This window comes from Variovorax sp. 05T418, from assembly GCF_056396385.1.
The window spans coordinates 413014-430412 of record NZ_JBFTLJ010000003.1 but is presented as its reverse complement, the minus strand read 5'-3'; the positions used below and the strand labels follow the sequence as shown (position 1 = coordinate 430412).

Sequence of the window (17399 nt, the reverse complement as noted above, 5' to 3'; positions counted from 1 at the left end):
GAAGGCTGGGATGGGGGCGGGCAGGGCGCTCGATGGATGCGCCGCTTGCCCCCACCCCTGCCCTCCCCCGGGAGCGGAGGGAGAAAAGTCAAGCCAATACCGGGGGGCGATGAGCGCCCCAGCCGCAGGCCTGGTCATAGGCATGCCCGAGCCGCAGCACGTCCAGGTCCGCATGGATCGGCCCGGCCAGCTGCAGGCCCATCGGCAGGCCGCCTTCGCCGAAACCTGCGCGCACATTGAGCGTGGGCAAGCCCGCCAGCGTGAACGGCGTCACGATCTCCATCCAGCGGTGGTAGGTGTCGCTCGGCACGCCGGCCACTTCGGCGGGCCAGTGCAGCTCGGCCTCGAAGGGGAACACCTGCGCCGTCGGCGCCAGCACGAAATCGAAGCGCTCGAACAGCCTGAAGAACGCGCGGTACACGTTCGAGCGGTAGAGCGAAGCCTGGTAGAGCGAGGCCGCATCGAGGTGCCGGCTCTGCTCGATTTCCCACTGCGCTTCCGGCTTGAGCTGCGCGAACAGCTGGGGGTCGCTGAGATACGCGCCGAGCTTGCCGCCCACCAGCAGCTGGCGCAGCCGCAGCCAGGCGCTCCAGTTGTGCTCGCGCGGCACGTCGAGCGTGCAGGGCTCGACCTCGCAGCCGATGGCGCGGAAGGTGCCGAGCGCCTGCTCCCCGAGTTCGCGGATGCCGGGCGCGAGCGGCAGTTCGGGCCAGAGGCTGCCGAGCCAGCCGATACGCAGGCCTTTTCCGTCGCCGTCGAGCGCGATGGCATCGGCCGAGGGCAGCGCCTGCGGCGACGACAGCGGCACGCGCCCGTCGAAGCCCGCCTGCACCGCGAGCAGCCGCGCGGTGTCTTCCACCGTGCGGCCCATCGGGCCTTCGGTGCCCAGCTGCTGGAAGAAGAGTTCCTGCTCGGGGTCGCCGGGCACGCGTCCGCGCGAGGGCCGCATGCCGATCACGTTGTTGAAGGCGGCCGGGTTGCGCAGCGAGCCCATCATGTCGCTGCCGTCGGCCACCGGCAGCATGCCCAGGGCCAGCGCCACGGCCGCGCCGCCGCTGCTGCCGCCGGCGCTGCGCTCCGGCGCATAGGCGTTGCGCGTGATGCCGAACACCGTGTTGTAGGTGTGCGAGCCCAGGCCGAATTCGGGCGTGTTGGTCTTGCCGATCACGATGGCGCCGGCTGCGCGCATGCGCGCGACGTGCAGGCTGTCGATGCGCGCCGGCGAGCGCGGTGGCAGCGGCGAGCCCATGGAGGTCGGCAGCCCCGCCGCGTGGCTCAGGTCCTTCACCGCCAAGGGAAAGCCATGCATCCAGCCGCGCCGCTCGCCGCGCGCCAGTTCGGCATCGCGCTCGCGGGCTTCGGCCAGCAGCACACCGGGTTCGCGCAGCGAGACGATCGCGTTGAAGCGCGGGTTGAGCGCCTCGATGCGGGCCAGCGAGGCCTGCATCAGCTCATGGCAGGACACGCTGCGGGCCGCGATGCGGCGCGAGAGTTCGGTGGCGCAGAGGTCGAGCAGATCGGCTGGAGGCATGGCGAATGCGGGAAAAGGAGGGGGAGCCCAGTATGGCGCGGCGCTCGCATAATCGCCGCGTATGGAAACAAAGTGGCTCGAAGACTTCATCAGCTTGGCGGAAACGCGCAGCTTCAGCCGCTCGGCCCAGTTGAGGCACGTGACCCAGCCCGCGTTCTCGCGCCGCATCCAGGCGCTCGAAGGCTGGGCCGGCACCGACCTGGTGGACCGCAGTTCCTACCCCACGCGCCTGACGCCCGCGGGCCAGACGCTCTATAGCCAGGCCATCGAGATGCTGCAGTCGCTGCAGAGCACCCGCGCCATGCTGCGCGGCCACTCGGCCGCCGGGCAGGACGTGATCGAGATCGCGGTGCCGCACACGCTGGCCTTCACCTTCTTTCCCTCCTGGGTGACCAGCCTGCGCGAGCACTTCGGCCCCATCAAGAGCCGGCTGATCGCGCTCAACGTGCACGACGCCGTGCTGCGCCTGGTCGAGGGCAGCTGCGACCTGCTGATCGCCTACCACCATCCTTCCCAGCCGCTGCAGCTGGATGCCAACAAGTACGAGATGGTCAGCCTGGGCGAGGAAACCGTGGCGCCTTGGGTCAAGGCTGACGCCGACGGCGCGCCGCGCTTCCGGCTGCCCGGCCGGCCGGGCCAGCCGCTGCCCTACCTGGGCTACGCGCCCGGCGCCTACCTGGGGCGCGTGGTCGACCAGCTGCTGAAGGAGTCGGGCACCGCCATCCACCTCGACCGGGTCTACGAAACCGATATGGCCGAAGGCCTGAAGGTCATGGCGCTCGAAGGCCATGGCATCGCCTTTTTGCCGCAGAGCGCGGTGCGCAAGGAGATCAAGGCGCGCAAGCTCGTGAGCGCGCTGCCGCCCGAGATCGACAGCCTGGAGGCGACGATGGAGATCCGCGCCTACCGCGAGCGGCCGAGCGCGCCGGCGCCGGTGAAGGCCGGCAGCGGCCGCGCGGCGAAGGGGCCGGTGTCCGAAGGCCTGCAGCCCAAGCGCACGGCCGATGCGCTGTGGTCGTACCTGGTCGGTGCCCAGCCGCCGGGCCGCTGACCGCCATCCGATCGATCGACGCGCGGAATTTGTGCGCTGCACAATCTATAAATGCCGCGCATAAGCCTCCCCGCAAACGGCATTGGCGCCGCAGCTCCGCGGCCACTACAGTCGCGGCAGTTTTTTGCCGCTGTCACACAGCAATCTTCAGGGCACGCGCCATCCGCGTGCTTTTTTTTAGCCGAGGAACCTGTATGAGCCCGAATTTCAGGACCGAACACGACTTTCTCGGCGAAAAGCAGATTCCTGCCTTTGCCTACTGGGGCGTGCACACGGCGCGCGCGGTCGAGAACTTCGCCATCTCCGGCACCCGCGTGTCGGCCATGCCCGACCTGGTGCGCGCGCTGGCCTTCGTGAAAAAGGCCGCCACCCGCGCCAATGCCGATCTCGGCGCCATCGACCGCGACCGCGCGGCCGCCATCATCCTGGCCTGCGAGGACCTGATCGAAGGCAAATTGCTCGATGAATTCGTGGTCGACGTGATCCAGGGCGGCGCCGGCACCTCCACCAACATGAACGCCAACGAGGTGATCTGCAACCTCGCGCTCGAGAAGCTCGGCCACGAAAAGGGCCGCTACGACGTGCTGCATCCCAACGACCACGTCAACGCCTCGCAAAGCACCAACGACGTCTATCCGACGGCGGTGCGGCTGGCGCTGTGGTTTGCCATCGGCCGGCTGCTCGAATCCATGGCCGCGCTGCGCAAGAGCTTCGAGGCCAAGGCGCTCGAGTTCAAGGACATCCTGAAGATCGGCCGCACCCAGCTGCAGGACGCCGTGCCCATGACGCTGGGCCAGGAGTTCCTGACCTACGCCGTCATGATCGGCGAGGACGAGGCCCGCCTGGGCGAGGCGCGCGCGCTCATCGAGGAAATCAACCTGGGCGCCACTGCCATCGGCACCGGCATCAACGCGCCGCACGGCTATGCCAACCTGGCCTGCCAGTACCTGGCCGAGCAGACCGGCGTGCCGCTCAAGCAGTCGGCCAACCTGATCGAGGCCACGCAGGACACCGGCGCCTTCGTGCAGCTGTCGGGCGTGCTCAAGCGCGTGGCCACCAAGCTCAGCAAGACCTGCAACGACCTGCGCCTGCTCTCCAGCGGCCCGCAGGCGGGCTTCGGCGAGATCCGGCTGCCGGCGCGCCAGGCCGGCTCGTCGATCATGCCGGGCAAGGTGAACCCGGTGATCCCGGAAGTGATGAACCAGGTGGCCTTCGAGGTCATCGGCAACGACATCACCGTGACCATGGCGTCCGAGGCCGGCCAGCTGCAGCTCAACGCCTTCGAGCCGATCATGGGATGGAGCCTGTTCAAGAGCATCAAGCACCTGAGCAATGCTTGCAACACGCTGCAGCTCAACTGCGTCGAAGGCATCGAGGCGAACCGGGAGTTCCTGGCCAAGCGGGTGCGCGAATCGGTCACGCTGGTCACCGCGCTGAATCCGCTGATCGGCTACGAGAAGGCGGCGCTGATCGCCAAGACTGCGCTGGCCACCGGCGGGCCGATCGACCTGGTGGCCGAATCGCTCGGCATCATGACGCGCGCCGAGATGGAGGCGCTGCTCGTGCCCGAGAACCTGACCCAGCCGGTGCGCCTGTCCGCGCCGGTGCCGCCGGCTGCCGAGCCCTCGGGCACAAAGGCTGCTTAGTGAAAGTCGGACAATGCCAATGGGTCCACCTGCACCAAGGCGGCGCTTCGATGCGCGCGGCCGGTGCGGCACCGCCGAGAATGCACCGGGTTGGTCCGGGTATTCCCCATCACGTGAATGTCTAGAATTTCGTTGTATCTGTATCTTCCAGTCACCTCAGGAGTTTTCCGTATGAACAAGCAAGTATTGGCATTGGCAATTGCAGCCCTGGCTGCCGGCAGCGCTTTTGCCCAAGCCAATGACACCCTGGCCAAGATCAAGGCCTCGGGCAGCATCACCGAAGGCGTGCGGGAATCTTCCGGCCTGTCGTACACGCTGGGCAACGGCCAGTACACCGGCTTCCACTACGACATCTGCGCCAACATCATCAAGGACATCCAGAAGCACCTGGGCCTTGCCAAGCTGGAAACCAAGTACCAGCCCGTCACCTCGCAAAACCGCGTGCCCCTGGTGCAGAACGGCACCGTCGACCTGGAGTGCGGCTCCACCACCAACAACGCCACGCGCCAGAAGGACGTTTCCTTTGCCGTGACCACCTACGTGGAAGAAGTGCGCATCGCGGTCAAGGCCAACTCGGGCATCAACAGCATCAAGGACCTCAACGGCAAGACCGTGGCCACCACCACCGGCACCACCTCGGTGCAGACCCTGCGCAAGAACGAGCGCGCCGGCGGCATCGACTTCAAGGAACTCTACGGCAAGGACCACTCCGACAGCTTCCTGCTGCTCGAATCGGGCCGCGCCGACGCCTTCGTGATGGACGGCTCCATCCTGGCCTCGAACATCGCCAAGTCGAAGTCGCCCGCCGACTTCAAGATCGTCGGCGAAGTGCTCAGCGTCGAGCCCATCGCCATCATGATCCGCAAGGACGACCCGGCCTTCAAGAAGGTGGTGGACGACAGCATCAAGGCACAGATCAAGAACGGCGACCTCGCCAAGCTCTGGGACAAGTGGTTCCTGAAGCCGATCCCGCCGGCCAACGTCACGGTGAACCTGCCGCTGTCCGACGCCACGAAGGCCGCCTGGGCCAACCCGAACGACAAGCCGATGGAAGACTACGCGGCCAAGAAGTAAACACGGCAAGGCCATCCGCGCAACGCCCGCCGCCCCCGGCGGGCGTTTGTTTTCGCAAATGCGGCGCGCGGGCACGGCCTCTGCAAGCTAGCAGTCTGGAAATCTGAAAGAAGGAGAGTCCCCGATGGGATCAAACTGGGATTGGCAGGTCTTCTTGCAAGACCCGGGCGGGAAGTACCCGACCTATTGGCAGTGGATGCTGTCCGCATGGGGCTGGACCGTGTCCGTGGCCCTGCTGGCGCTCGTCGTTGCGCTGGTGCTGGGTTCGCTGGTCGGCATCATCCGCACCCTGCCCAACAGCCCGTGGCTCATACGCCTGGGCAATGCCTGGGTCGAGCTGTTCCGCAACATTCCGCTCCTGGTGCAGATCTTCCTCTGGTACCACGTGATTCCGGCGCTGGTGCCGGTCATGAAGGGCGTGCCGAGCTTCGTGCTGGTGGTGCTGGCGCTGGGCTTCTTCACCTCGGCGCGGATTGCCGAGCAGGTGCGCTCGGGCATCCAGGCGCTGCCCAAGGGCCAGCGCTACGCGGGCATGGCGGTGGGCTTCACCACGCCGCAGTACTACCGCTACGTCATCCTGCCGATGGCCTACCGCATCATCATTCCGCCGCTCACGAGCGAAACGATGAACATCTTCAAGAACTCGTCGGTGGCGTTTGCCGTGTCGGTGACCGAGCTCACGATGTTCGCGATGCAGGCGCAGGAAGAAACCTCGCGCGGCATCGAGGTGTACCTGGCGGTGACGGGGCTCTACGTGATCTCGGCCTTTGCGATCAACCGCATCATGGCCTTCATCGAGAAGAAGACGCGCGTGCCGGGCTTCATCGTCTCGGCCAGCGGCGGCGGGGGGCACTGACATGATGAACCTCGACCTGTCGTTCTACAACTGGGACGTCATCAGCAACTTCGTCGTCAAGGGCTTCTACTTCAGCATCATGCTGACGATCGTCGCCACCATTGGCGGCGTGCTCTTCGGCACCGTGCTGGCGCTGATGCGGCTGTCGGGCAAGAAGTGGCTCGACGCGCCGGCCGCCATCTACGTCAACGGCATGCGCAGCATTCCGCTGGTGATGGTGATCCTGTGGTTCTTCCTCCTGGTGCCGGCCTCGTTCTATGCGGCCTTCGGCTCCATCGGCTCGAACTACCGCTCGGAAATCTCGGCCGTGATCACCTTCATCGCGTTCGAGGCGGCCTACTTCAGCGAGATCATGCGCGCGGGCATCCAGTCGATTCCGCGCGGCCAGGTGAATGCGGGCCAGGCGGTCGGCATGACGTACGGCCAGAACATGCGCCTCGTGGTGCTGCCGCAGGCCTTCCGCAACATGTTGCCGGTGCTGCTCACGCAGACCATCATCCTGTTCCAGGACACCTCGCTGGTCTACGCCATCGGCGCCTACGACATGCTCAAGGGCTTCGAGACCGCGGGCAAGAACTTCGGCCGCCCGATCGAGGCCTACCTGCTCGCAGCCGTGGTTTACTTCATCATGTGCTATGCCTTGTCGTGGCTCGTCAAGCGCCTCCACAAGAAGATCGCCATCATTCGCTAGCCGAGTGGCTGAACCGGAGAAAGAAATGTCCGAAAAAATGATTGAAATCAAGAACGTCTCGAAGTGGTATGGCCCGGTGCAGGTGCTCAACGATTGTTCGGTGAGCATCTCCAAGGGCGACGTGGTGGTGGTGTGCGGGCCCTCGGGCTCGGGCAAGTCCACCCTCATCAAGACCGTGAACGCGCTCGAGCCCTTCCAGAAGGGCGAGATCACCGTCAACGGCATTCCGCTGCACGACCCCAAGACCAACCTGCCCAAGCTGCGCTCCAAGGTCGGCATGGTGTTCCAGCACTTCGAGCTGTTCCCGCACCTGTCGGTCACCGAGAACCTCACGATCGCGCAGATCAAGGTGCTGGGCCGCAGCCCCGACGAGGCCAAGACCCGCGGCCTCAAGATGCTCGACCGCGTGGGCCTGATGGCGCACAAGGACAAGTTCCCGGGCCAGCTCTCGGGCGGCCAGCAGCAGCGCGTGGCCATTGCCCGCGCGCTCAGCATGGACCCGATCGTGATGCTGTTCGACGAGCCCACCTCGGCGCTCGACCCCGAAATGGTCGGCGAAGTGCTCGACGTGATGGTGAGCCTGGCCAAGGACGGCATGACCATGATGGTGGTCACGCACGAAATGGCCTTTGCGCGCAAGGTGGCGAGCCGCGTGATCTTCATCGACGTGGGCGGCAAGATCCTGGAAGACTGCCCGAAGGACGAGTTCTTCAGCCACCCGGAAAACCGCCAGCCGCGCACCAAGGACTTCCTGAACAAGATCCTCCAGCACTGATCCGCTGCGTCGCAAGGACAAGAGCCACGCTGTTTTGCAGCGTGGCTTTTTTTTGCCTACGGCAGCCGCGCGATGTGCTCCGTCAGCAGGTCGAAGAAGCCCTGCGCATCGCCGTCGGCGATCCAGTTCGCGTTGGGTGGGCGGTGCAGGCTGCCGTGCCAGTCGGCCGCGGTCTGGCCGAAGCCCATGCCTTCGCGGCTGTCGACCTCGACGTGGATGCGCCTGCCCCGGAAGAGCGAGGGCTGCAGCAGGTAGGCCGTGACGGTCGCGTCATGCACCGGCCCGCCGGGCATGCCGTAGTGCTGCATCTCCTGCGGCGCATAGGCGTCGAGGATGTCGGCGACAATCGCGCCGGCCCGGTTGCCCAGGCCGCGCAGCCGCGCGATGCGCTCGTCGCTCGTGAGGATCTTGTGCGTCACGTCGAGCGGCAGCATGGTGATCGGCACGCCGCACTTCAGCACGGCCTCGGCCGCATGCGGATCCGCGAACACGTTGAACTCCGCCGTGGGCGTGATGTTGCCGCCATTGAAGTGCGCGCCGGCCATGAGCACCAGTTCGCGCAGGCCGCGCACGATGTCGGGCGCCTGTTCGAGGGCGAGCGCCAGGTTGGTCTGCGGGCCGAGCATTGCGAGCGTCACGCTTTTTTCGGGCGCGGCGCGCAGCGTGCGGATCAGGTAGTCGACCGCATGGCCTTCGGCCAGCGGCGCGGCGGGCTCGTGCACCTTCACGCCGGTGATGCCTTCGCGGCCATGGATGTTGGCCGCGTAGATCGGCGTGCGCAGCAGCGGCCGTTCGGCGCCCGCATACACCGGAATGTCGGGCCGCCCGGCCCATTCGCAGGCGAGGCGCGCATTGCGCGAGGTCTTGGCCAGCGGCACGTTGCCGGCCACCGTGGTCAGCGCCCGGACCACCAGCGATTCGGGTGCCGCCAGGGCGAACAGCAGCGCGATCACGTCGTCCGCGCCGGGGTCCGTATCGATGATCAGGGTGTGGTGCATGGCCGCATTGTCGCGGCCGCCACCCCGATCCGCAGGAACGCGGGCTTTACTTCTGGCGCGCCGCGATGGCCTTCTCGGCCTTGGCCACGAGGTCCGCGCCCACGGTCGACTTCCACTTGTCGTACACCGGCCGCGTGGCCTTCACGAAGGCTTCGCGCTCGTCGGGCGTGAGCTGGGTCACGGTGACGCCCATGGCGGCAATGTCCTTGAGCACCGGCTTGTCGGCTTCCACCAGGCCCTTGCGCGCGAGCGCGATTTCCTGCTTGCCGGCATCGACGGCGGCCTGGCGCACGATGGCCTGGTCGGCCGGCGTCCACGAGGCCCAGATTTCCTTGTTGACCACGAACACCAGCGGATCGGCCACGTAGCCCCAGGTGGTCACGAACTTCTGGCCCACGGTGTGCATCTTGAGCACGGTGAACAGGAAGAGCGGGTTCTCCTGGCCGTCGACGGCGCCGCTGGCGAGCGCGGGCTGCGCATCGGCCCAGCTCATCTGCGTGGGGTTGGCGCCGAGCGCGGTGAACATGTCGGAGTAGATCGGCGAGCCGACGACGCGGATCTTCATGCCCTTGAGGTCGGCGGGCGACTTGATCGGCTTCTTCGAGTTGGTGATCTCGCGGTAGCCGTTCTCGCCCCAGGCGAGCGGCACGACGCCGGCCTTGTCGAGGGTCTTGAACATGTCCTTGCCGACCTCGCCCTGGGTGAGCGCGTCGATGGCCGCGTAGTCGGGCATCAGGAAGGGCATGGAAAAAAGGTTGAGCTGCTTGACCTGCGGCGACCAGTTGATGGTCGAGCCGACGGCCATGTCGATCACGCCCTGGCGCAGCGCGCTGAATTCGCGGGTCTGGTCGCCCTGGATGAGGGACACGCCGGGGTACAGCTTGATGTTGATGCGGCCCTGGGTGCGCTCCTTGACGAGGTCGGCCCAGATCTTTCCGGCCTGGCCCCAGGGGGTGGGCGGGCCGAGCACCAGGGACATCTTGTACTCGGGCTTGTAGGCGGCCTGCGCCATGGCGCCGGTCGAGAACATGCACAGGGCGGTTGCTGCGGCGGCAAGGCCGAGCAGGGTGCGGCGGAATTTCATGAGAGGTCTCCTTGTTTTCTGAACACAACTAAGCGATGGATGTTTTTGGGAGCGTTCGGGGCGATGCTGTTCGGGGCGTGTGCACAGATCACCGGGTACTCCCCTCCGCGAATGTCCCCCGGCCTGCGGCCTCCTCCTTGATTTCGCTGCGGGGAGCACCCGATGCTCTGTGCACGAGGGCACGCTCGTTGTGCATCGCTGATCAACCACCGCTCCGCATAACGCTCCCGCTGATGGGGTGCCTTGCGCAGCGAAATCAAGGGGGAGGCCGAAGGCCGGAGGACATTCGCGGAGCAAGGTACCCCGTCGGCGGGAGCGCGCCCTGAACAGCAGGCCTTGAACACAACGCGGCGCAAGGAAAAGCAGCGCCGCACTTCAATACCCCAGCTTGCGCGGCAACCAGAGCGCAAGTTCCGGAAACACGATCACCAGCACCATCACCACGAACATCGAGAACAGCATCCAGCCGACCCAGCGCACGGTTTCTTCCATGCGAACCTTCGCGATGCGGCACGACACCATCAGGTTGACCGCAAGCGGCGGCGTGAACTGGCCCAATGCGACCTTGAGCGTGAGGATCACGCCGAACCACACCGGGTCCCATTTGTAGTACTGCACGATCGGCAGCAGCAGCGGCACGAAGATCAGGAAGATCGACACGCCGTCCAGGAACATGCCCACCGTGATGAGCAGCAGGATCAGGAGCGCCAGGATGCCGTATTCGCCGAGGCCCGAATTCACGATGGCGCGCGTCACCGGGTCGATGATGCCGAGCGTGGAAAGCGAATACGCGAAGATCCCCGCGAGCGACACCACCAGCAAAATCACGGCCGAGAGCTCGCCCGATTCGCGCAAGATGACGAACAGGTCGCGCACCTTGATGGTCCGGTGCACGCACATGCCCACGAAGAGACCATAGAACACCGCCACCACCGCGGCCTCGGTGGGCGTGAACCAGCCCGCGCGCATGCCGCCCAGGATCAGCACCGGCGCCGCCAGGCCCCAGACCGCTTCGCGAAAGCTCTTCCAGAACGGCGGGCGCGGCAGCGTCGCTTCGAGCGCGCCCATCTTGTGCTGGCGGGCCAGCAGCACGGCCGGGATCATCAGCGCCAGGCCGGCCATCACGCCCGGGATCATGCCGGCTGCAAAGAGCGCCGGCACCGAGGCGCCGGGCACCAGCACCGAGTAGACGATGAACGCGACCGAGGGCGGAATCAGGATGTCGGTGGCCGCCGCGGCGCCCACCACGCTGGCCGAGAAGGCGGCCGGGTAGCCCGCGCGCGACATGGCCGCGATCATCACCGCGCCCACGGCCGCGGCATTGGCCGGGCCCGAGCCCGAGATGCCGCCGAGGAACATCGCCACCGCAATGGCCACCAGCGGCAGCATGCCGGGCCCGCGCCCGACGATCGCCACCGCAAAGTTCACGAGCCGCAGCGCCACGCCCGAGCGGTCGAAGATGGAGCCCACCAGCACGAACATCGGGATGGCCAGCAGCGGGTACTTGCCGAGGCCGGCATAGAAGTTCTGCGGCACGGCCAGGAGGCCGAACCACTGGGCGTCGCTGTTGGCCAGCGCGATGCAGGCGGCGCCGGCCAGGCCCAGCGCGGCGCCGATGGGCACGCCCACCAGCATCATCGCAACGAAGGCGACGAAGAGCAGGGTGGGGATCACGATGCGTCGCCCTTGCTGCCGGGGTTCTTGGTGTCGCTGCGGTATTCCTTGCGGCCGCGGCGGACCATGAGGCCCACCGCGCGCAGCGCGATGGCAAACGACACGATCGGCAGCCAGACCGAATACCACCACGCCGGCAGGCCGATGCCCGGCGTGGTCTCGTCGAAGCGGTAGTCGTCCCACACCATGCGGATGCTGAGCGCGCCGATCAGCGTGAACAGGATCGCGATCATGAGCGCGCCGAACTGCGCGAGCCGCTTGCGCCGCGCCATGGAGCCGCTTTCGGAAAAGTATTCGATGCGGATGTGGCGGTCGCGCGCCACCGCGGCCGAGCCGGCCACCAGCGCCAGCATGATCATCAGGAAGACCGAGAACTCTTCGGTCCACGCGAACGACGAGTCGGTGAAGTAGCGCACCAGCACGTTCGCAAAGGTGATGAGCGCCAGCGCGCCCATGATGATGACGGTGAGCCAGTCCTCGATGGCGAGCGGCACCCGGGTGGGCTCGTCGGCGGCTTCGATGTCTGGGGGAAGGGGGCTGGCGGCGTCCAGCAGCGGGCCGGACTCGTTGGGAGTGGTCATCGAGAGGGAGGGGGAAAGCAGCTATGGATGGTAACGATCCATGTCCATCCGTTCATCGGGGTTTTCCTAAGCTGCGGCCCCGTTGCACGCCCCTCCCGGCTCTCTCGAAGCGGGCTACTCGAGCTTGGCGCCCGAATCCTTGATCAGGCGCTCCCACACCGGGCTCTCCTTCTTGTAGACGGCGGCAAAGGCCTCGGGCGAGCTCTCCTTCAGGTCGAAGCCCATTGCCGCCACGCGCGCCTGCACGTCGGGCTGGCGGGTGGCCTTGCCCACCTCTTCGGCAATGCGCTGCACAATCGGCTTGGGCGTGCCGGCCGGCATGGCAATCGCGAGCCAGCCGGCCACGCGGTAGGCCTCGTCGTCCAGGCCCTGCTCGGCCAAGGTGGGCACGTTGGGCAGCGTGGCCATGCGGCGCTCGCCGCTCACGCCGATGGCCCGGAGCTTGCCGGCCTCGATGTGCGGCTTGGCCACCAGCGCGCTGGCAAAGGCCATCTGGATCTGGCCGCCGATCAGGTCCTGCAGCATCGGCGCCTCGCCCTTGTAGGCGACGTGGTTCATCTCGGCCTTCTGCGTGAGGCTCATGTGCGCGCCGGCCAGGTGCGGGTAGGCGCCCACGCCGTACGAGCCGTAGGCCACCTTGCCCTTGTTGGCGGCCACGTACTTCAGGAGCTCGGGCCCGCTCTTCACCGGCACGCTGGGGTGCACCACCAGCACCAGCGGCGCGGTGGCGATCTGGTAGACCAGCGTGAGGTCGCGCTGCGTGTCGTAGGGCAGCTTCTGGTAGAGGAACTGGTTGGTCAGCAGCGAATTGCTCAGCGCCAGCACCAGGGTGTAGCCGTCGGCCGGCGCCTTGGCCACCGCATCGGTGCCGATGATGCCGGCGGCGCCGGGCTTGTTGTCGATGATCACGGGCTGGCCCAGGCCCGCCGCCATCTTCTCGCCGACTACGCGGGCCAGCACGTCGGTGGCGCCGCCCGCGGCAAAGGGCACCACCATGCGGATCGGCTTGCCCGGATAGGCCTGCGCCCAGGCGGCCGGGGTGGTGGCCGCGAGCGCGAGCGAGGCAATGCCGCAGTGCAGGGCGCGGCGGGTGATGCCGTGCGCGGTGTTGGTGGTGGTGAAGGTTGCGCTCATGTCCGATGTCTCCGGCGGTCGTTGTTGTCTGTCGAAAAAAGAAACCAGCACGCGGCGGCTATTCGGCCAGCACCTGCGTCTTGAAGGGAAGCGCCTCGAGCGCCGTGCGGATCCGAGCCTGCAGCGGCGCCGCGAGCGCGCCCGTGGCCGCGGCATCGATGCGCACCTGCACCAGGCTCTCGCCCTCGCTGCGCACGCGCGGCCAGGCGGCCGGCGGCGCGCCAAGCTCCCCGCACACCTGCGCCACCGTGGCCGCCACCACGCGGCTCGCGGCCATGGCGCGAAGCTCGGGCTTGTAGATCTTGCCGACGTTGGTCATCGGCATGTGCTCGATGATGCTCACCGAGCGGGGCTTGGCGGGCGCCTCGTCGACGCGCGCGGCAGTGAAGGCCAGCAGCTCCTCCTCGCTGGCCGAGGCGCCCGGCTCCAGCGTGGCAAAGACCACCGGCAGCTCGCCCGCATAGGCATCGGGCGCGCCCACCGCGGCGCACAGCTGCACCGCGGGATGCGCGCCCAGCGCGTCCTCGATCACCTTGGGGTCGATGTTGTGGCCGCTGCGGATGATCAGGTCCTTCGAGCGGCCGCTGAGGTTGAGCCTCCCGTCGCCGTCGATCCAGCCCAGGTCGCCGGTCGCGAGCCAGCCGTCGGCGGTGAAGGCCTTGGCGTTGTCGGCCGGATCGACGAAGCCCGAGAACAGGTTGGGCGACTTGAACAGCACCATGCCCTGCTCGCCGGGCGGCAGCTCGCGGTCGCTGGCGTTGCCGTTCTCGTCGAGCGCCACGATGCGCATCTGCATGTAGGGCAGCGCAAAACCAACGCAGCCCGCGGGCCCGTCCACGCCGGGCGGCGTGATGGTCGAGATGCCGGCCATCTCGGTCATGCCCAGGCTCTCGTGCACATGCAGGCCGAACAGGCGCTCGAAGCGCGCGGCCAGCTCGGGCGAGAGCACGGCGGCGCCCGTGCGGCAGTAGCCGATCGACGAGATGTCGGCGCCGTCCAGCGGCACGTTCGCGAGCGCCGCCAGCACCGTGGGCACGGCCGAGAGCGAGGTCGGCCGGTACTTCTCGACCAGCTTCCAGTAGTTGGCGAGCACCTCCTTGTTGCGCAGCAGCGAGGTCGTCGGGATGATCACTTCCATGCCCGCCGAGAGCGAGGCCAGCGAGGCCGGCAGCACGCCCGCCACGTGGAACAGCGGGTAGCCGTTGATCGAGATGCCCTGGTCGTTCATGCCCGCGACCTGCACGCTGGCCCAGGCCGTGAACACCTGCGCGCCGTGGCTGTGGCGCGCGAGCTTCGGCGCGCCGGTGGTGCCGCCGGTGTGGAAGTAGGCGGCGATGTCGGTGGGCGCAATGTCGCGGCCGCTCACGAGGCGATCGGACGGCTGTGCCGAACGCAGCACGTCGAACTCGGCCACGCCCTCGGGCAAGGCGCCCGCCGCGCCCGGTGCTTCGTCATGCGGCGCCACGCGCAGCACCGTGGTGAGCGTGGGCACCTGGCCGCGCAGGCGCATTGCCTTCGACCACATGCCCGATTCGCTGTCCGAGCCGTAGGCGATCAGCACCTTGGCGCGGCCCGCGGTCATCAGCGCCACCAGCTTCTCGTCGGTGAGCAGCGGGTTGAGCGGCTGCACGATGCCCGCCGCCTCGCCGCCCCAGAGCGCGAGGTGGTATTGAAGGCAGCCCGGCAGCAGCACCGCCACCGCATCCTGCGGACCCACGCCCAGCGCGTGCAGCATGTTCGCGGTCTGGTGGATGCGCGCGAGCAGCTCGGCGTACGACCAGCGGATCGGCGCGTCGGCCGGGTTGCCGGTGCGCAGGAAGGTCAGCGCGGTCTTGCCGCCGAAGGCCGCGCCCGCGTTGCGGAAGATCTCGTAGGTGCTGCGGACCGTCAGCGCCTCTTCGAGCGGCGTCTCCTCGAGCCTGCGGATGTCGGCGAGGCTGCGGACCGGGAGCGTCGGGCGAAAGGGTGCGCCGGCCGGGTTCGTCTTCTTGCTGTCTGCCATGGCATGTCTCCTGGATATTTGTTGTGGTGCCGGCCGCGTGCGAAGCGCTGTTCTACTGGTTCGTGATCTTGTTGTCGCGAATGACCTTGCCCCAGCGTTCGAAGTCCTGGCGCATGCGCACGCCGGTCTGCTCGCCCGTGCGGTAGGCCGCGAAGGAGCCGACGCCCTCGAGCTTGTCCTGCACTTCCTTGTCAGCGAGCGCGGTCTTGAGCTCGGCGCTCATGCGATCGACCACGTCCTTGGGCGTGCCGGCCGGTGCCAGCAGGCCGCCCCAGGACGTGGCATCGAAACCCGGGAAGCCCTGCTCGGCGACCGTCTTCACGTCGGGCAGCAGGCTCACGCGCTGGCCCGAGCCGACCGCAATCGCGCGCAGCGTACCCGAGCGGATGTGCGGCATCACCGCCACCAGGTCCGAGAACATCGCGGGCACCTGCCCGCCGATCAGGTCGGTCACGGCCGGTGCGCTGCCGCGGTAGGGCACGTGCTGCATCTCGAACTTGCCGATGTTCTTGAGCTGCTCGGTCGTCAGGTGGCCGAAGCTGCCCGCGCCGGCGGTCGTGTAGTTGAGCTTGCCGCCCTCGGCCTTGGCCTTGGCGATCAGCTCCTGCAGGCCGTTCACGCCGGGCAGCACCTTGGGGTTCACCACCATCACGATCGGCAGGTCGTACACCGTGCCCACGGGTGTGAAGCTCTTGAAGATGTCGTAAGGCGTCTGGCCGTACAGGTGCGCGGCCAGCAGCGTGGGCGTGGCCAGCATCACGAAGGTGTAGCCGTCGGGCGCGGCCTTGGCGGCCACCGCCGCGCCGATGGTGCCCGAGGCGCCGCTGCGGTTGTCGACGAGGATGTTCTGCTTCAGGCCCTGCGACATTTTCTGCGCCACGATGCGCGTGGCGACGTCGGTCGGGCCGCCGGGCGGAAAGGGCACGACGAAGGTGATCGGCTTGGCCGGCCAGGCCTGCGCGAAGGCGGTGCCGGCCATGAGCGGAAGGGCCAGCGCGAGGAGGGCGCGGCGTGCGGGATTGCGAAGGGAGCGGGAAGAAGAAACGGCCATGGACTTGTTCAAGGAATGCGGAAGATCGGCGCCTTCAGACGACGCCGCTGGTTTTCAGTTGCGCGAGCCGGTCGTCCGACAGGCCGAGCAGCGACTGCAGCACCTCGTGCGTGCCTTCGCCCAGCTGCGGCGGTGCGCTGCGCACGGGCAGGCGCTCGCCGTCGAAGCGGTAGGGCGGCGCCAGCACGTTGACCTTGCCGGCCACCGGATGCGGCTGCTCGGTCACGAGGCCGGCATCGGCCGCGCGCCTGGAGTTGAGCGCTTCGAGCAGGCCCAGCACTTCGCCGCAGGGAATGCCCGAGGCGCTGAGCCTGGCCAGCAGGTCGGCGCGCTGGCGCCTGGCCAGCTCGGCATGCAGCTCGGGCAGCAGCACCGCGCGGTTCGCCGAGCGCAGGATGTTGGTCTTGAAGCGCTCGTCGGCCGCGAGGTCGGGCCGCTCGATCACTTCGGTGCAGAAGCGCGCGAACTGCGCGTTGTTGCCCACGGTGATCACGAGCGGGCCGTCGGCCGCGTCGAACACGCCGTAGGGCACGATCGACGGATGCGAGTTGCCGTAGCGCGGCGGGTCCTCGCCCATCAGCAGCGCCTCGAGGCCGTAGTAGGCGGTGATCATCAGGCCGCAGTCGAAGAGAGCCATCTCCACATGCCGGCCCTTGCCGGTCTTCTCGCGCTGGTAGAGCGCCGCGAGCACCGCCTGCGCCGAGTACATGCCGGTGAACAGGTCGACCATGGCCACGCCGAACTTCAGCGGCGGCTGGCTGGCTTCGCCGTTGAGCGCCATCAGCCCGGCCTCGCCCTGCACCACGAGGTCGTAGCCGGGGCGCGCGGCCTCGGGGCCGGTGCGGTCGTAGCCCGAGATCGAGCAGTAGATGAGCCCCGGATGCTCCTTACTGAGCTGCTCGTAGCCGAGGCCCAGCTTGTCGATGCCGCCGAACTTGAAGTTCTGGATCACCACGTCGCACTGCTTGGCGAGGTCGCGCGCGATCTGCTGGCCCTCGGGCGTCTGCAGGTCGAGCGTGACCGAGCGCTTGTTGCGGTTCACGCTGTTGAAGTAGGCGGTCTCGGTCTTGCCGACGCGCAGGCCCCAGTCGCGCGTGTCGTCGCCGCGGCCCGGGTGCTCGACCTTGATGACTTCGGCGCCCATGTCGGCCAGCACCATGCCGCACCAGGGGCCCGCGAGGATGCGGGACAGATCGAGGACGCGCACGCCGGCCAGCGGCAGCGAGGAATTCAGCATGGGCATGAGGGCAA

15 protein-coding genes are annotated in these 17399 nt (G+C 67.6%); 6 read left to right on the top strand and 9 right to left on the bottom strand.

Annotated elements, in window-relative coordinates:
- Nucleotides 1-88: 88 nt before the first annotated feature.
- Nucleotides 89-1531 (bottom strand): amidase, encoded by a 1443-nt coding sequence (locus AC1DMS_RS08000; RefSeq protein ID WP_018903700.1) that lies wholly within the window; start codon nt 1529-1531, stop codon nt 89-91.
- Nucleotides 1532-1592: 61 nt separating this feature from the next.
- On the opposite strand from AC1DMS_RS08000, the gene AC1DMS_RS07995 reads away from it, so the two are divergent.
- The 6 genes from AC1DMS_RS07995 to AC1DMS_RS07970 all read left to right on the top strand — a co-directional run bounded on the left by AC1DMS_RS07995 (nt 1593) and on the right by AC1DMS_RS07970 (nt 7624).
- Complete coding sequence (locus AC1DMS_RS07995; RefSeq protein WP_018903699.1) at nt 1593-2582, top strand: LysR substrate-binding domain-containing protein; 990 nt, start codon at nt 1593-1595, stop codon at nt 2580-2582.
- A 194-nt stretch (nt 2583-2776) separates the two neighbouring features.
- Entirely contained in the window at nt 2777-4228 is a 1452-nt protein-coding gene (locus AC1DMS_RS07990; RefSeq protein ID WP_012745980.1) for an aspartate ammonia-lyase, read from the top strand.
- A gap of 171 nt (nt 4229-4399) precedes the next feature.
- A complete protein-coding gene (locus tag AC1DMS_RS07985) occupies nt 4400-5302 on the top strand; it encodes an amino acid ABC transporter substrate-binding protein (protein ID WP_012745981.1) in 903 nt (300 codons plus the stop codon).
- Nucleotides 5303-5426: 124 nt separating this feature from the next.
- Nucleotides 5427-6158, top strand: a complete 732-nt coding sequence (locus AC1DMS_RS07980) for an amino acid ABC transporter permease (protein ID WP_018903698.1) — start codon at nt 5427-5429, stop codon at nt 6156-6158.
- A gap of 1 nt (nt 6159) precedes the next feature.
- A complete protein-coding gene (locus tag AC1DMS_RS07975; RefSeq protein ID WP_018903697.1) occupies nt 6160-6849 on the top strand; it encodes an amino acid ABC transporter permease in 690 nt (229 codons plus the stop codon).
- A gap of 37 nt (nt 6850-6886) precedes the next feature.
- Nucleotides 6887-7624: an amino acid ABC transporter ATP-binding protein gene (locus AC1DMS_RS07970; protein WP_018903696.1), complete on the top strand. Its 738-nt coding sequence runs from the start codon at nt 6887-6889 to the stop codon at nt 7622-7624.
- A gap of 56 nt (nt 7625-7680) precedes the next feature.
- Here the strand turns inward: AC1DMS_RS07970 and AC1DMS_RS07965 are convergent, their stop codons facing one another.
- The 8 genes from AC1DMS_RS07965 to AC1DMS_RS07930 form a co-directional block, all read right to left on the bottom strand.
- Nucleotides 7681-8622 (bottom strand): nucleoside hydrolase, encoded by a 942-nt coding sequence (locus AC1DMS_RS07965; RefSeq protein WP_018903695.1) that lies wholly within the window; start codon nt 8620-8622, stop codon nt 7681-7683.
- Nucleotides 8623-8668: 46 nt separating this feature from the next.
- Nucleotides 8669-9706, bottom strand: a complete 1038-nt coding sequence (locus AC1DMS_RS07960) for a DctP family TRAP transporter solute-binding subunit (RefSeq protein ID WP_018903694.1) — start codon at nt 9704-9706, stop codon at nt 8669-8671.
- Nucleotides 9707-10081: 375 nt separating this feature from the next.
- Nucleotides 10082-11380 (bottom strand): TRAP transporter large permease, encoded by a 1299-nt coding sequence (locus tag AC1DMS_RS07955; protein ID WP_012745987.1) that lies wholly within the window; start codon nt 11378-11380, stop codon nt 10082-10084.
- Nucleotides 11377-11961 (bottom strand): TRAP transporter small permease, encoded by a 585-nt coding sequence (locus AC1DMS_RS07950; protein ID WP_369664211.1) that lies wholly within the window; start codon nt 11959-11961, stop codon nt 11377-11379. Before AC1DMS_RS07950 ends, AC1DMS_RS07955 begins: the two co-directional genes overlap by 4 nt.
- 114 nt (nt 11962-12075) lie before the next feature.
- Nucleotides 12076-13095: a Bug family tripartite tricarboxylate transporter substrate binding protein gene (locus tag AC1DMS_RS07945; protein WP_018903691.1), complete on the bottom strand. Its 1020-nt coding sequence runs from the start codon at nt 13093-13095 to the stop codon at nt 12076-12078.
- A 58-nt stretch (nt 13096-13153) separates the two neighbouring features.
- On the bottom strand, nt 13154-15097 hold the full coding sequence (locus AC1DMS_RS07940; RefSeq protein WP_018903690.1) for an acyl-CoA synthetase: 1944 nt from the start codon (nt 15095-15097) through the stop codon (nt 13154-13156).
- Nucleotides 15098-15149: 52 nt separating this feature from the next.
- Nucleotides 15150-16148, bottom strand: a complete 999-nt coding sequence (locus tag AC1DMS_RS07935) for a Bug family tripartite tricarboxylate transporter substrate binding protein (RefSeq protein ID WP_018903689.1) — start codon at nt 16146-16148, stop codon at nt 15150-15152.
- A 34-nt stretch (nt 16149-16182) separates the two neighbouring features.
- Nucleotides 16183-17391: a CaiB/BaiF CoA transferase family protein gene (locus AC1DMS_RS07930; protein WP_012745992.1), complete on the bottom strand. Its 1209-nt coding sequence runs from the start codon at nt 17389-17391 to the stop codon at nt 16183-16185.
- Between the last annotated feature and the right edge of the window lie 8 nt (nt 17392-17399).